Source organism: Hoeflea marina (assembly GCF_003182275.1).
Classification (GTDB): Bacteria; Pseudomonadota; Alphaproteobacteria; order Rhizobiales; family Rhizobiaceae; genus Hoeflea; species Hoeflea marina.
The window spans coordinates 746,757-761,869 of sequence record NZ_QGTR01000003.1; the positions used below are offsets into that span (position 1 = coordinate 746,757).

The window sequence follows — 15,113 nt, forward strand, 5'->3', positions numbered from 1 at the left end:
CCCTCGCCACATAGAGATGTAAATGACCCTTCGTTCTGCCCTTGCCGCATTTGGACTGGCCGCCACCTTGGCGCTCGCCGGCTGTTCAACCAGCACCGAGAACGGCGCATCCGGTTCATCGCTTGAAATCTTCACTTCCGAATACGGCGCCGTCAAGGATGCCGCCTATTCCGTCCCGGCCGTTCCGATCGCCAAGCTCGACAAGCGCTTCCATCGCCAGACGGTCAATTACAACACGAAGGAAAAGCCGGGCACGCTGATCGTCGATACACCCAACCGGTTCCTGTATCTGGTCATGCCGGGCAACAGGGCGATGCGCTACGGCATCGGCGTCGGCAAGGCGGGATTTGCCTGGGAAGGCGAAGCCTATATCGCCTGGAAGCAGGCCTGGCCCAAATGGACCCCGCCGCAGGAAATGATCGGTCGCCGCCCGGACCTGGCGAAATACGGCGACGAGGGCATGAAGCCCGGCCTCCAGAACCCGCTCGGCGCCCGCGCGCTCTACCTGTTCAACCAGGACGGCGAGGACACATTGTTCCGGCTCCACGGAACGCCGGAATGGGCCTCGATCGGCACCGCCGCCTCGTCCGGCTGCATCCGGCTGATGAACCAGGACATCATCGATCTCTACGACAGGGTCCGTCCCGGCAAGTCGGCCAAGGTCATCGTCAAGCAGTGATCCTGACGCGCTGCCGGCTCCGGCAGCACAATTGAAAGACCCGCCACTGCCAAGCAGCGGCGGGTCTTTGTCGTTGCGCCATCGCGCTTTTCCTGCTCGCAGACTGCAGAAGCGCCCGAAGTCATCGATCCGGCGCCTTGCGCGGCGACGAAGCGAGGGCGGCGTTCCGCAGAATTGCCCCGGAGCTCAGCCGCGTGCCTTGAGCTCCTGGCGGCGGCGGTGAAGCACCGGCTCCGTGTAGCCATTGGGCTGGTTGCGGCCGTCAAGCACCAGTTCCAGCGCGGCCTGGAAGGCGATGGAATGCTCGTAGTCCGGCGCCATCGGGGTGTAGGCGGGATCGCCGGCATTCTGTCCGTCGACGACCGCGGCCATCCGCTTCATCGTCTCGACGATCTGGACTTCGGAGACCACCTTGTGGTGGAGCCAGTTGGCCATGTGCTGGGCCGAGATCCTGAGGGTGGCACGGTCTTCCATGAGCCCGACATTGTTGATGTCGGGCACCTTGGAGCAGCCGACGCCCTGATCGACCCAACGCACGACATAGCCCAGGATGCCCTGCGCATTGTTGTCGAGCTCGTGCTGGATCTCCTCGGCTGTCCAGTTCGGCCTGCTGGCCACCGGCACCGAAAGAATGTCGTCGAGGCTGGCGCGGCCGCGACCGCGCAAAGCCGCCTGCACTTCGGCGACATCGATCTGGTGATAATGGGTGGCGTGCAGCGTCGCCGCCGTCGGCGACGGCACCCAGGCTGTGTTGGCGCCGGCCTTCGGATGGCCGATCTTCTGTTCCAGCATCGCCGCCATCAGGTCTGGCATGGCCCACATGCCCTTGCCGATCTGGGCGTGCCCGGCGAGACCGCATTCCAGGCCGATGTCGACATTCCAGTTCTCGTAGGCCGAGATCCAGGCGGCCTGCTTCATGTCGCCCTTGCGGATCATCGGGCCAGCCTCCATCGAGGTGTGGATCTCGTCGCCGGTGCGGTCGAGAAAGCCTGTGTTGATGAAGACGACGCGGCTTGCTGCCGCGCGGATGCATTCCTTCAGATTGATCGTCGTCCGGCGCTCCTCGTCCATGATGCCCATCTTGATCGTGTTGGGGGCCATGCCGACGGCCTGCTCGACGCGGCCGAAGATCTCGGCGGCGAAGGCGACTTCCTCGGGGCCGTGCATCTTCGGCTTCACCACATACATCGAGCCGGCGCGCGAGTTCATGTGCCGTCCCCCGGCGCCGATGTCGTGCAGCGCGATCAGACCGGTGATCATTGCATCCATCATGCCTTCCGGCACCTCGTGGCCATCGCGGTCATGGATCGCCGGATTGGTCATGAGGTGTCCGACATTGCGGATCAGCATCAGCGAGCGGCCGGGCAGGCTTGCAGGGTTGCCCCGGGCGTCGAGGAACTGCAGGTCGGGATTGAGCGCGCGGTCGAAGCTCCGGCCGCCCTTGGTCACGGTTTCCTTGAGGTTGCCCTTCATCAGGCCGAGCCAGTTGCGGTAGATGACCAGCTTGTCGGCGGCATCGACGGCGGCCACAGAATCCTCGCAGTCCATGATGGTGGTCAGCGCCGATTCGAGAACGAGATCCGAAATGCCGGCAGCGTCCGAGGCGCCGATGGTGCTGGACCGGTCGATAACGATCCGGGTGTGGAGACCGTTGCGGGCCAGGATCACCGCAGATGGTGCGGCAGCTTCGCCCTCGTAGCCGACGAACTGCGTCTGGTCGGCCAGCGCGACCGCACCGGCCCGGGTCGACACGGCAAGTCCGGTCCCGGAGACGGCCAGACCGGTGGCATCGGCCCAGCTGGCGGTGGCCAGCGGGGCGGACTGGTCGAGGAACTTGCGGGCCCAGGCGATCACGCGGGCGCCGCGCGCCGGATTGTAGCCGCCGCCGCGCTCGGCACCGTCGTCCTCGGAAATGGCATCCGTGCCGTAGAGCGCATCATAGAGCGAACCCCAGCGCGCGTTGGCGGCGTTGAGCGCATAGCGCGCATTCATCACCGGCACGACGAGCTGCGGCCCGGCGACGCCGGCGATCTCCGGATCGACATTTTCTGTCGAGACCGAGACCGGTCCACCCTCGGGCAGCAGATAGCCGATGCCGGTGAGGAAGGTCCGGTAGACAGCCATGTCGACCGGTGCGCCGTTCTTGCGATACCAGGCATCGATCTCGGCCTGCAGATCGTCACGCTTGGCCAGCAGCGCCCGGTTGCGCGGCCCCAGCTCGTGAACCAGGTCGGCGAATCCGCTGAAGAATGTTCCGGCATCGGCGCCGGTGCCGGGGAGGGCTTCCTCCACCAGAAAATCATGGAGCCCGCGGTCCCAGACAAGTCCGTTTTTTTCGATCGTGGTCACGCGCAATCTCCGTCGTTCATGAATGGTCGGGGCGGCAGGGCCCGACCCTGCCCGCGCCGGGCTTTTGTGTCAATTCATCGAAGATGCCAAGCACTTGTCCCCGATTGGAACAAATCAGCCCGCGGCAATGCGCGGGCGGCCGCTGGCGGTGGCGACAAAGCGGGCCTCGACAAGCTTTTCCAGTCCCTCGATCACCGGTGCCAGGATGGTCTGGCTGCGCTGGATCACAGGTGATTCGGCGCCGCTCCGCAGGGCCAGAGCAAGGGCTGCGCGGTCGCCGATGTCGCGCGCCAGTTCAAAGGCGTCGTCGCGCCGGACCAGGCGGTGGCTCTCGCCGCCGCCATTGACGGCAAACAAGCCGTCCTCCAGCTCGGTGACGAACACTGTGACGCTCTCGCGCACCTGCCCGACCACCGCACCCAGCGCGTTGGCAACGCCGGCGTGCAGCGGGATGACGCTCTCGGCCCCGATCATGGCGGCGATCGCCGGATAGTGCACCTGCGCCGACGCGCCGAGCGCCACCAGCGGGCGGTCGAGTTCCAGCCGGAAGCGGATGAAGCCCGATTCCCGTCTCAGGGCGCGATCGACCAGCGAAGAGCCGGCCGGGTCGACGCCGGTGATTCCGTCCTCGGCAACCAGCGCCGTCAGGATGGCCTCGCAGCTCTGCCGGGTCATGCGCGCCGACACCATGTCGGCGATCGAATGGGCGCCGTCGGCCAGCGCCCGGCCGGCACCGTCCTTGCGCCGGGCGAACAGCTCGGCGCCGATGCAGGCCGCCTGGCTGTTCCACTGGCCCTGGCGGCCGAGCACATGCATGGCGTCGGACGGCGTGAAGCCGGCGATCTGCACCAGGCCGCGGCCCACCAGACGATCCAGCGTGGCTCGCTGCGAGGTGCTGGTGAGCAGGGTGTCAAGCGGCTGCGGCACCGCGCTCATGCGCTCGTAAAGCGCCAGTTCCTGGCTGGTCAATCCCGCGGCAAGCGCATCGGGCAGGCCGGTGCTGACCGCGAACCGCCCTTCCGCCCGGCCCGGATACGGCTGCCGCAACTGCCGCTCCAGCGCCGCCAGGACCGGCTCGGGATGCATGTGGGCGGCGAGACTGAGAGGCATCAGCCGGCGCGGTCCGAGAATGAGGCCCGGCTTCAAGCCGCCCTCGTCGAGTCTCACCTCGGAATCGCCGCCCAGACCGAATGTGTGCATCGCCACCGCTTCGACCATGGTGCGGTAGGACCCTACCACCGCGCCCTCCTCATCGAGGCGCGGACGGCCGTTCTCGAGCACGGCCACATCGGTGGTGGTGCCGCCGATATCGGAAATCACCGCCGCGTCGAGGCCAGTGAGATGGCGGGCGCCGACGAGGCTCGCCGCCGGACCCGACAGGATCGTCTCGATGGGCCGGATCAGGGCCTCCTCAGCCGAGATCAGCGCACCGTCGCCGCGCACCACCATCAGCGGCGCCGAGATGGCGCGGGTGGCGAGGAAAGTCCCGGTGGCGCGGATGAGCCGCGAGATCATCGAGATCAGCCGGGCATTGAGCAGCGTCGTCAGGGCACGGCGCGGCCCGCCGAGCTTCGATGTGAGCTCGTGGCTGCAGGTGACGGGCAGGCCGGTGGCCTCGCGCACCAGGTCGCGAACGGCCAGTTCATGCGCCGGATTGCGGACCGCGAAATAGCCGGCGACGGCCACTGCGGAGACTTCATTGGGTAGATCGGCAAGCCGCGCGGCCAGCGGGGCGAGATCGAGCGGCGTCTCGCGGCCATGGACGTCATGACCTCCCGCGAGATACAGGACGGGATCGCCGCCCAGCGCCTCGGCGAGGCCGCTGCGGGCCAGATCGGCGGGTCCGAAGCCTATCATGATGAGAGCCACCCGGCTGCCCTGGCCCTCGACCAGCGCATTGGTGGCAAGCGTCGTGGACAGCGATACCAGCGAGATGCGGCCGGCGTCGCCGCCGGTCTCGGCCAGCACCGCGTCGACAGCTCCGGAAATGCCGATGGCGAGATCATGCCGGGTCGTCAACGCCTTGGCTGTGGCAAGGATGCCGTCGGTTTCGCTGAAAAGCACCGCGTCGGTGTAGGTGCCGCCGGTATCAATGCCCAACAATATCTGAGATGCCACTTGCCGCTGCCTCGCCTGGTTGACCCCGCCCAAACCGGCCGGCTGCCTGTCCCTGTTCTATTGCTGATAGGATACTTCGCAAGAGCCGTCATTGTCAGCCGCGACGTTTGCCGCCGTGGTCGGGCGAAATCAGCGCCGGGTGACCCGCATCGGAAGACCGCCCTGCGGCTGGGTGGTGAGCTTCTGGACCGGCCAGGGCCTGGTTTCCGGCACGCACTCGAACCGGTAGCGGCCAAGCAGCACGGCAAGGGCGATGACCGCCTCCTGCAGCGCAAAGGTGGCGCCGATGCAGATCCGCGGGCCGACGCCGAACGGCAGGTACTGAAAACGGTCGATGCGGCCGCGATTCTCGGGCAGGAACCGCGACGGCACGAAATGGCGCGGCCTGTCCCAGAGCATTTTGTGCCGGTGCAGTGTCCAGGGCATGATCAGGATGGTGGTGCCTTCGGGAATGTCGACCGAGCGGCCGTCCGGACCCTCCCATCTGTCCGGTTTGATCGCCGCACGGTTGATCGACGGCGCCGGCGGGTAGAGCCGCATCGCCTCCTCGAACACGGCGCGGGTCCAGGGCATCTTCTCGAGCCAATGCACGGGATCCGCCTCGCTCGCGGTCACGCGGTCCACCTCTTCCTCCACCTCGGCCAGATCGAGCGGCGAATTGGCCAGACAGTACAGAGTCCAGGCCAACGCGCGGGCCGTGGTCTCGTGGCCGGCGCCGATGAAGGTGATGATGTTGTCCTCGATTTCCTCGATGCTCAACCCGTCGGGTCCGCGTTGGCGCAGCAGCAGGGTGAGAAAATCCTCCGGCACCGTGTCCGGATGGTCGCGCATGCCGCGCTCCCGGCTTTCAATGGTCTGCTTGACGATGCCGCGGAACTTGGCCAGCACCCGGCGCCCCATCAGCCGCCGCAATCGCGGCACCCAGCGCGGCGCCTTGAGAAGGTCGAGGGGATCGACGCTGCCCATGGTCGAGAGCAGACGATCGACGTCCTGGGCGAATTCGCTTTCGCGGCCGGCGACCTCGCCGGAGAACAGCGTTTCCGACAGGATCTCGAAGGTGAGTTCGGTCATGTCGCGGGCAACGTCATGCACCCGGTCATCCGTCTGGCCCTCGCCGGGTCCCGACGTCTCGTAGCGGGCGACAAAGGCGCGCGAGCGCGACAGCATCTGCTCGGCGAAGCCGCGGGAGTGGCGCGGCGTGAAGACCGGCGCCATCGCCTTGCGCGACCGGCGCCAGGTTTCGCCCTCGGCAGTCAGCAGGCCGTCGCGCAGGATCGGCCTGAGGATGAGCTGACGAATGGTCCCCATGCGGTAATTGGCGGCATTGTCGACCAGCACATGGCGCACGAGGCCCGGATCGTTGACAATGAGCGAGCGCTCATTGATGAACCTGGTCATGATCCAGGGCAGGGTGAAGGAGGGTTCTCCCCACAATTCCAGCGGGTTGCGCATCACCGTCCGGATGATCTCCATCCTGCTGGGCGGCGTGGTCCTGGGGATCGGCGCCGGCGCTTCGAAGGGAAGAGGGGTTGCATCCATGATAATGCCCTTTGTGCACAGGTCCGACACCCTATATATGGTCTTGGAAACCCGCAAATCCACGCGGTCCGAGATTTGGTTTTCATTTCTCCACCCCCTATAGTGAATCGTGACCCTTGGCGGTGATTCGCCGGGGTCCGCCCGAACGAACCAGCCTGAAAGACAATTGCTCATGGATGAACTGCCCGATACCAACGCGGACGTCGAACAGGAATACGGCGCCGAATCCATCAAGGTGCTCAAGGGCCTTGATGCGGTGCGCAAGCGGCCGGGCATGTATATCGGCGACACGGATGACGGCTCGGGACTGCACCACATGGTCTACGAGGTGGTCGACAACGCCATCGACGAGGCGCTTGCAGGCCATGCCGACCGGGTGACGGTGACGCTCAATCCGGACGGCTCGGTCAGCGTGACCGACAATGGCCGCGGGGTTCCCACCGACATCCACCAGGGCGAAGGCGTCTCGGCGGCCGAAGTGATCATGACGCAGCTGCATGCAGGCGGCAAATTCGACCAGAATTCCTACAAGGTGTCCGGCGGCCTGCACGGCGTGGGCGTTTCCGTGGTCAACGCGCTGTCGGACTGGCTCAAGCTCAAGATCCGCCGCAAGGGTCATGTGCACGAGATGCGGTTCAGCAACGGCGTTCCGGATGCGCCGCTGGCAATCACGGGCGACTGCGGCAGCGAGACCGGGACCGAAGTGACCTTCATGCCGAGCACCGCCACCTTCACCATGACCGAATTCGACTACGGAACGCTTGAGCACCGCTTGCGCGAGCTTGCATTCCTCAATTCCGGCGTGCGGATCCTGCTCAGCGACCGGCGCCATTCCGACATCAAGGAAGTCGAGCTGCTCTACGAAGGCGGCCTGGAAGCCTTCGTGCGCTATCTTGACCGGACCAAGAAGCCGCTGGTCGCCGATCCGGTGACGCTGCTCGGCGAAAAGGACGGCATCGTCGTCGAGCTCGCCATGTGGTGGAACGACAGCTACCACGAGAACGTGCTGTGCTTCACCAACAACATCCCGCAGCGCGACGGCGGCACCCACATGGCGGGCTTTCGCGGCGCGCTGACCCGGCAAATGGTTTCCTATGCCGATTCATCGGGCATGACGAAGAAGGAAAAGGTCTCGCTGACCGGCGACGACTGCCGCGAGGGCCTGACGGCCGTCCTTTCCGTCAAGGTTCCCGATCCGAAATTCTCGTCGCAGACCAAGGACAAGCTGGTGTCCTCGGAGGTCCGGCCGGTGGTTGAGAACCTGGTGACGCAGACCCTCGGGGCCTGGCTGGAAGAGCATCCCTCAGAAGCCAAGGTGCTGGTCGGCAAGGTGATCGAGGCGGCTGCCGCCCGCGAGGCGGCGCGCAAGGCGCGCGAACTGACACGGCGCAAGGGGGTGCTCGACATCGCCTCGCTGCCCGGCAAGCTCGCCGACTGCTCGGAGAAGGATCCGGCCCGCTCGGAATTGTTCCTCGTCGAGGGCGATTCCGCCGGCGGTTCGGCCAAGCAGGGCCGTTTCCGCGAGAACCAGGCTATCCTGCCGCTCAGGGGCAAGATCCTGAATGTCGAACGGGCCCGCTTCGACAAGATGCTCGGCAGCCAGGAAATCGGCACGCTGATCACCGCGCTCGGCACCGGGATCGGCAAGGACGAGTTCAACATCGAGAAGCTGCGCTATCACAAGGTCATCATCATGACCGACGCCGACGTGGACGGCGCGCATATCCGAACCCTGCTTCTGACTTTCTTCTTCCGGCAGATGCCGTCCCTGATCGAGCGCGGCCACCTCTACATCGCCCAGCCGCCGCTCTACAAGGTCTCGCGCGGCAAGTCGGCGCAGTATCTCAAGGACGAGAAGGCGCTGGAGGACTACCTGATCAGCACGGGTCTTGACGAGGCTGCGCTGGAGCTGTCCTCGGGGGAAGTCCGCATGGGCGCCGACCTTCGCGAGACCATCACGGACGCTCTCCGGGTGCGCTCGCTGCTGGACGGGCTGCATTCGCGCTATGACCGCACCGTCATCGAGCAGGCGGCCATCGCCGGCGCGCTGAATCCGGAGCGGGTGGCAAACGACGCCATGTCGCAGACCATGGCCGAGGCCGTGGCGACACGCCTCGATATGGTTTCGGAGGAAACCGAGCGCGGCTGGAGCGGCATGATCACCGACAGCAACGGCCTGCGGCTCGACCGCACCGTGCGCGGCGTGGCGGAAACCATCCACATCGACAGCGGCCTGATCGGCAGCCAGGACGCCCGCCTGATCGACCAGATGCACGGCAAGCTGCAGGACGTCTATGCCGAGCCGCCGGTTCTGCGCCGCAAGGATGGCGGCCTGGCGGTGTCCGGCCCCCGCGAATTGCTCAACGCCGTCTTCGCCGTGGGCCGCAAGGGCCTGACGATGCAGCGCTACAAGGGCCTCGGCGAGATGAATGCCGAGCAGCTGTGGGAGACCACGCTGGATCCGAACGCGCGCTCGCTGCTGCAGGTTCGCGTCAACGACGCCGTCGACGCCGACGACCTGTTCTCGCGCCTGATGGGCGACGAAGTCGAGCCGCGGCGCGAGTTCATCCAGAACAACGCGCTCAGCGTCGCCAATCTGGACGCTTGATCCGCGGGCTCTCCGCCCCAGTTACTTCGACATGTGATCCGGCCGCGGCAGTGCTGCGGCCGGTTCTGTTTCCGGCCAGGTCCGGGTCGATCGGAGGAACGCATGCGCATTGTCCTGGGTCTGCTTTTCTGTCTGACGGGCTTGTCCGGCGCACTCGCCGAGACGATTCCCGTTCCGACGCCGGCTCCGCGCGATGCGGGGTCGACAGACTCCGCGCAACCCGCGCCGCAGTCGGACCCGTCCCCGGATGCGGCGGCACGGCCCGCCAGCGACGCCGGCACGAGCGAGAGCAAGGACGGGCCGGAGAAATCCACAATGGCCGACAAGCTCGCCGATGCTCCCGAAGCAACCGACAATCCGGCCTGCGAGGCGTTGCTCAAGGAATTCGGCGTCACCTATGACAAGCTCGATCCGATCAGGGGAGACGGCGGCTGCAGCATCCCCGAGCCATACCGGATCATCGAGATCGCGCCCGGCGTGAGCGTCGAACCGGCCACCCAGCTGCGCTGCGAGGCCGTGCTGGCCCTGGCAAGGTGGACCCGCGCCATGGTGCTTCCGGGCGTGGAGGCGCTGAGCGTGCCAGGCTATGACGGCAAGGCGCCGCCGGTGGCCAAGCTGAAGGCGATCCGGCAGGCATCGACCTATGCCTGCCGTCTGCGCAACAACCTGTCGAGCGGCAAGGTCAGCGAGCATGCGGTCGGATCCGCCATCGACATTGCCGCCTTCGTCTTCGAGGGGCGCGACGACATCAAAATGCTGCCGCGGGCCGGCGACGGCACGCGCGAGGAAGCCTTCCAGCGGACGATGCGGGCCTCTGCCTGCCTGTATTTCACCACCGTGCTCGGCCCTGGCTCCGACAGCACCCACATGGATCACATGCATCTCGACCTGGCGGAGAGGCGGGGCGGCTTCCGCCTGTGCCAGTGACGCCGGCGCCGGCCGCTCAGACGACGTTGCGCTCGCGATAGGTCTGGAGGAACGCGCGGATCCGCTCGTCGGCCGGGGTGGCGCCGAAGATCTCCGCCGGCGGAACGCAGGCCACCAGCCGCGCCCGGTCGAGAAACGCCACCCGGTCGGCAACATGAGCGGCAAAGCCCATTTCGTGGGTGACGACCACCATGGTCATGCCTTCGGCCGCCATCTGTTTCATGACGCTGAGCACCTCGCCGACCAGCTCGGGGTCGAGCGCGGAGGTAGGCTCGTCAAACAGCATCACCCGGGGCTCCATGGCGATGGCCCGCGCGATGGCCACGCGCTGCTGCTGGCCGCCCGAAAGACCGGAGGGATGGTTGCCGGCCTTGTCGGCCAGATCGACCTTGCCGAGCGCCGCCTCGGCGCGCGCGAACGCCTCGTCGCGCGGAAGCCGCTTCACCCGCAGCAGGGCCTCGGCGACATTCTGCAACGCCGTGAAATGCGGCCAGAGATTGAACTGCTGGAACACCATGCCGATGTGCTTGCGCTGCTCGCGAAGGACAGCCGAAGGCAGCGGTCGGCGCGGCGCGGCGCCGTCGTCGCGCCAGCCTATCAGCTCGCCCTCCATGCGCACCTCGCCCTCGTCATAGCGCTCGAGAAAGTTCATGCAGCGCAAGAGCGTGCTCTTGCCCGAGCCGGACGGGCCGATGAGGCAGAGCACTTCCGAGCGGCGGACATCGATGCTGATATCGGTCAGCGCCTCGAAATCGCCGAAGCGCTTGCTCATCGCCCGCACAGTGATGATCGGCGCGCCCTCGGCGCTGTCTCGGTTGTCCGGCATCGGCAGTGTCCTTTCAGGCGTTGGCGCGCCGCAGATGGCGGGTGACACGGTGTTCCACCTTCTGTCCGAGCCAGGATGTCAGCACCACCAGCAGCCAGTAGCAAAGCGACAGCACCAGGAACGGCTCGACATAGGTGAAGGTCTCGGCGGCCATGGTCTGGGTCTCATAAAGCAGTTCCGGCACGGTGACGACCGAGAGAATGGCGGTCTCCTTGCTCAGGATGATGATGAAATTGGTCAGCGGCGCGGTGATCAGCACCAGCATCTGCGGCAGGACGATGCGGCGCAGAATTGCCGCCTCGCCGAGCCCCACGCATCGGGCAGCCTCGATCTGGCCTTCCGGGATCGAGCCGAAACCGGAGCGGAAGATCTCGGAGAAATAGGGACTGCCATAGATGACGAAGCTCAGGATCCCCGCCTGCACCGGAGACAGCACAAGTCCGACATAGGGGCCGCCGTAGTAGAGGATGAAGAGCTGGATCATGAACGGCGTGCCGCGGATGAGTTCGACATAGGCCTGCAGAAGCCAGCGCACGGGCCGCCAGGACCAGCGATAGAGGCAGGCAATGGCAAAGCCGAGAACGATGCCGCCGATGGAACCCGCGACCCAGCAGAGGATCGTCACGCCGAAACCGCGCAGCAGCGCCGGCCCGTAACGGTGGAAGAGCTCGAACTCCATTGCCGGCCTCCCTCAGTTGAGCTGCAACCGCCGCTCGGCGACGCGGCCGAGTTGCGAAATGACGAGATTGATGAGGAAATAGATCGCCGCGGCGGCGATGTAGACTTCCAGTGGCCGATAGGTCTGCCCGGTGATGTTCTGCGCCACGCGGGTGAGCTCGCCGATGCCGACGACGGAGGCCAGCGACGACACCTTCACCAAGAGGATGAGTTCGTTGACCAGCGACGGCATGCCCAGGCGCAGGGCCTGCGGCACCAGGATGCGGCGCCAGAGCCAGACCGGCGACATGCCCAGGGCATCGGCGGCTTCGGTCTGTCCGGCCGGTATGGCCTGCAGGGCGCCGCGCAGGATCTCGGCCGTGTAGGCGGCCGAGCACATGCCGACGGCGAGAATCGCCGCCGCCATGGCCGGCAGATCGATGCCGACATGGGGCAGCATGTAGAAGAACACCAGCAGTTGCACCAGCAGCGGGACTCCGCGGAAGAAGCTGATGTAGACCGCCGCGGCCCGGCGCAGCCAGGCGGCGCGCGAAATGCGGGCGGCACAGATGAAGATCCCCAGGAAGATGCTGATGGCCATGCCGGCAACGGAGATCAGCAGGGTCCATTTCGCCGCCGCCAGCAGAAAGGGCAGATTGTGCAGAATGACCTTGAAGGAAAAATCCACGTCTGACGCCCCCGGAAGCGGCACCCGGCCCGGCGAAGATCCGGACCGGGTCTGATTGCTGGATTATTTGGCGTCCGGCATGGTGGTGGGCAGCTCCGGCGGCGAACCGAGCCATTTAGTGTTGATGGCTTCCAGACGGCCATCCTCGTGCATCTTCACGATCGCATCGTTGATCGCAGCGATCAGGCTGGCACTCTCCTCGCCGGGGCGGGCAACCCAGGCGAAATATTTCGGATCACCGAATGGCGGCATCACCAGCGCGAAGACTTCGGGACGCTCGACGGCGGCATAGCCCATCAACGGCATCGAGTTGGCGACCGCATTGATGCGGCCGGCGGCCAGATCGGCCAGCGCCTCATCGATGTTGACATATTCGCGCACGTCGACAGGCGAAGGCAGGGTGGCCGAAAAGGCCTTGAGCTGTTCGAGCTGGGCGGACCCCTTCTGCGAACCGGCGATCTTGCCGGCAATGTCTTCCGGCTTGGTGATCGACTCGTCGCCTGCCTTCTTGGCCAGCGCCACCGTGGCATTGCCGATCGGCAGGGTGAAGCTGTAGCGCTGCATGCGCTCGGCGGTGATCGTCACCGGCGCGTTGACGATGTCGAACTTGCCGGCTTCCAGACCCGGCAGCACGCTGGACCAGGGAAGATCGAGGAACTCGACCTCGACGCCGAGCTCCTTTGCCACTTCCGTGAAGAGGTCGTGGCAGATGCCCTCATACTTGCCGTCAACCAGCATGTCGAAGGGCGCGAAATGCATCTCGGTGGCCGCGACGATCTTTCCGGCCTTCTTGATGTCGGCCAGCTGGTCGGCCTGCGCGGGTGCCGCAAGGCCGAGCCCAAGTGCGATGGCGGCGACGGCGCCAAGTATCCGATGTCTTGCCATGTCAGGAATCTCCCTCGGGGTGGAATTGAACCGGTCTGTCGTCATGTCCATGGAGGAGAGCCATGCCGATGGTGGCGGCATGCAGCTGCCATCGGGACCCGGACCCATGTCGATGCCGAGCGTATGACGTGACTTTTCTTATGTCTACACATAATGTGACAGGCCGAATCGACCCGCCAGATCGGCGGCGTCGCCGGCGGTTCAGCCGGCCTGGGGCGGGCCGCACGGATCGAGGCTGACCAGCAGAATTGTAGCCCCGTCCTCAAGCCGGATTTCGGTGATCTCGTCGCGCAGCAAGGCGGTGTCGCCCTTGCCCAGAACCGTGTCTTCGCCCGCTGCGACGCGGCCGGACATGCAGTGCAGCAGCCGTCGCTGCCCGCCGCCCGCGGCGACGAAGCGCTGCCCCGGCCCCGCTATCGCCACGACCGAGCCGCCGAACCGATCGGGCGCGAAGAAGAGATTGAAATCCCGCAAGGCACCGTCGCGCAACACGGAGCTGACCGCCATGCCGCCGTCAAAGAGGACCGGAACGCCCGGCAGGGCGACGAGCGTCCCTGCCGGGGTGAGGAGGTCCATTCCGGCCCCATCGATCACCGTGAGAATCCGCATCAGGCCGCTGAAATCGGAAAAGGCGCCGTCGCTGTCCACATCCGCCATGCTCACACGCCAGACCAGCGCCCCGTCCTCATGGACGGAGGCGATGTCGCGGGTGACGCCGCCGCCATTGCGCCATGGCACTTCGATGAGGTCCGCAAACCGGAAAATGTCCATGCTCTCGCTCCCGTTGCCGCCGTCGCCTCTCCAACCGCGCGTGACGATGCCGGAGGTGCTATCGATCCTAAGCTGCGGACTGCGCTCCGCGGGCATAGGCCCGCAAGGCATCGAACAGAAAATCGGACACGAAGCGCATGCGCGGACTGTGGCGCAGATCGGTGTGCATGGCGAGATATATCGGAAGAGTGGGCAGGTCCAGCGTTTCTAGGCAGCTTTCCAGATCCGTCGAGGCGGACACCATCGGCGCATGGGCGAAACCGATGCCGGATCCGGAGCGCAGCGCTTCCCAGAGCACGAGATGATTGTCGGAGCGGATCTTGAACACCGACCGCTGCACCTTGATGCCCTGCTGGGCAAAGCCGGAAATGATGGCGTCGGACTGGTCAAATCCGATGAGATCGTGATCCGACAGGTTTTCGGGGACCTGCGGCTTGCCGCGCCGTTCGAAATAGGCCCGGGACGCGCAGGTCACCAGCGGCACGTCGGCGACATGGCGGATGGCCAGGTCCAGCTGGTGTGGCCGCATCATCCGAATGGCGATGTCGGCATCGCGGCGCATCAGGTCGCCGATCGTGTTGGACGCGACGATCTCGATCTCGAGATCGGGTTCCGCCTCGCGCATCCGCTGGGCGATGGCGGGCAGGACAAGCGCGCCGATGATCTCGCTGGCGGTGATGCGGACAGGCCCGGCAATACCGGCTTTCTGGCCGAGCGCCACCCGGGCGAATGAATCGGCGGCCTGGCCCATTCGGCGGACATCCGCGATCAGCTCCTGACCGGCATCGGTCAGTTCGCGCCCGCCCGGGCTCCTGCGGAACAGGACCCGATCAAGGATCCGCTCCAGTTCGGTGATGTGACGGCTCACCGTGGGCTGGCTCGTGCCCAGCTGGCCGGCGGCCGCCGATAGATTGCCATGGTCGGCGACTGCGAGAAAGCTGCGCAGAAGCGACCAGTCGATCGCGTCGATATTGTTCATCTCTGTCCAATCCATCCCGATCGGGAGCAGTTCATCCCTCAATCCGAAGGCCGCCCGGCCCCCGGCGGACGTCGCGCCAGCGGCCAG

The 15,113-nt window shown here is 65.9% G+C and carries 12 protein-coding genes; 3 read left to right on the forward strand and 9 right to left on the reverse strand.

The genetic code is table 11. The features are described from left to right. The first annotated feature begins 22 nt into the window (after positions 1-22). Complete coding sequence (locus DFR52_RS14735) at positions 23-679, forward strand: L,D-transpeptidase (protein ID WP_110032702.1); 657 nt, start codon at positions 23-25, stop codon at positions 677-679. Positions 680-865: 186 nt separating this feature from the next. Here DFR52_RS14735 and DFR52_RS14740 read toward each other — a convergent pair whose 3' ends face one another. From DFR52_RS14740 to DFR52_RS14750, 3 genes are all read right to left on the reverse strand, one after another. After that, entirely contained in the window at positions 866-3,028 is a 2,163-nt protein-coding gene (locus tag DFR52_RS14740) for a malate synthase G (protein WP_110032703.1), read from the reverse strand. A gap of 114 nt (positions 3,029-3,142) precedes the next feature. After that, positions 3,143-5,146: a hydantoinase/oxoprolinase N-terminal domain-containing protein gene (locus DFR52_RS14745; protein ID WP_110032888.1), complete on the reverse strand. Its 2,004-nt coding sequence runs from the start codon at positions 5,144-5,146 to the stop codon at positions 3,143-3,145. A gap of 129 nt (positions 5,147-5,275) precedes the next feature. Then, positions 5,276-6,685 carry a cytochrome P450 gene (locus DFR52_RS14750; protein ID WP_110032889.1) on the reverse strand — a complete coding sequence of 470 codons (1,410 nt, stop codon included), beginning with the start codon at positions 6,683-6,685 and terminating at the stop codon, positions 5,276-5,278. A 172-nt stretch (positions 6,686-6,857) separates the two neighbouring features. Between DFR52_RS14750 and gyrB the strand changes: the two genes are divergently transcribed. Together gyrB and DFR52_RS14760 are read left to right on the forward strand one after the other, a co-directional pair. Further along, positions 6,858-9,293: a DNA topoisomerase (ATP-hydrolyzing) subunit B gene (gyrB, locus tag DFR52_RS14755; protein WP_110032704.1), complete on the forward strand. Its 2,436-nt coding sequence runs from the start codon at positions 6,858-6,860 to the stop codon at positions 9,291-9,293. A gap of 102 nt (positions 9,294-9,395) precedes the next feature. Continuing rightward, positions 9,396-10,220 carry an extensin-like domain-containing protein gene (locus DFR52_RS14760; RefSeq protein WP_110032705.1) on the forward strand — a complete coding sequence of 275 codons (825 nt, stop codon included), beginning with the start codon at positions 9,396-9,398 and terminating at the stop codon, positions 10,218-10,220. Between the two features lie 16 nt (positions 10,221-10,236). Here DFR52_RS14760 and DFR52_RS14765 read toward each other — a convergent pair whose 3' ends face one another. The 6 genes from DFR52_RS14765 to DFR52_RS14790 all read right to left on the reverse strand — a co-directional run bounded on the left by DFR52_RS14765 (position 10,237) and on the right by DFR52_RS14790 (position 15,026). Next, complete coding sequence (locus DFR52_RS14765; protein ID WP_110032706.1) at positions 10,237-11,046, reverse strand: amino acid ABC transporter ATP-binding protein; 810 nt, start codon at positions 11,044-11,046, stop codon at positions 10,237-10,239. A 13-nt stretch (positions 11,047-11,059) separates the two neighbouring features. Then, positions 11,060-11,725: an amino acid ABC transporter permease gene (locus DFR52_RS14770; protein WP_110032707.1), complete on the reverse strand. Its 666-nt coding sequence runs from the start codon at positions 11,723-11,725 to the stop codon at positions 11,060-11,062. 12 nt (positions 11,726-11,737) lie between these two features. Further along, positions 11,738-12,391 (reverse strand): amino acid ABC transporter permease, encoded by a 654-nt coding sequence (locus tag DFR52_RS14775; protein WP_110032708.1) that lies wholly within the window; start codon positions 12,389-12,391, stop codon positions 11,738-11,740. A gap of 63 nt (positions 12,392-12,454) precedes the next feature. Beyond that, positions 12,455-13,276, reverse strand: coding sequence for a transporter substrate-binding domain-containing protein (locus tag DFR52_RS14780; protein ID WP_110032709.1), 822 nt, complete (start codon positions 13,274-13,276; stop codon positions 12,455-12,457). A 201-nt stretch (positions 13,277-13,477) separates the two neighbouring features. Next, positions 13,478-14,047 (reverse strand): HutD/Ves family protein, encoded by a 570-nt coding sequence (locus DFR52_RS14785; protein WP_158284969.1) that lies wholly within the window; start codon positions 14,045-14,047, stop codon positions 13,478-13,480. A 67-nt stretch (positions 14,048-14,114) separates the two neighbouring features. Beyond that, complete coding sequence (locus DFR52_RS14790; protein WP_342587909.1) at positions 14,115-15,026, reverse strand: LysR family transcriptional regulator; 912 nt, start codon at positions 15,024-15,026, stop codon at positions 14,115-14,117. Positions 15,027-15,113: the final 87 nt, after the last annotated feature.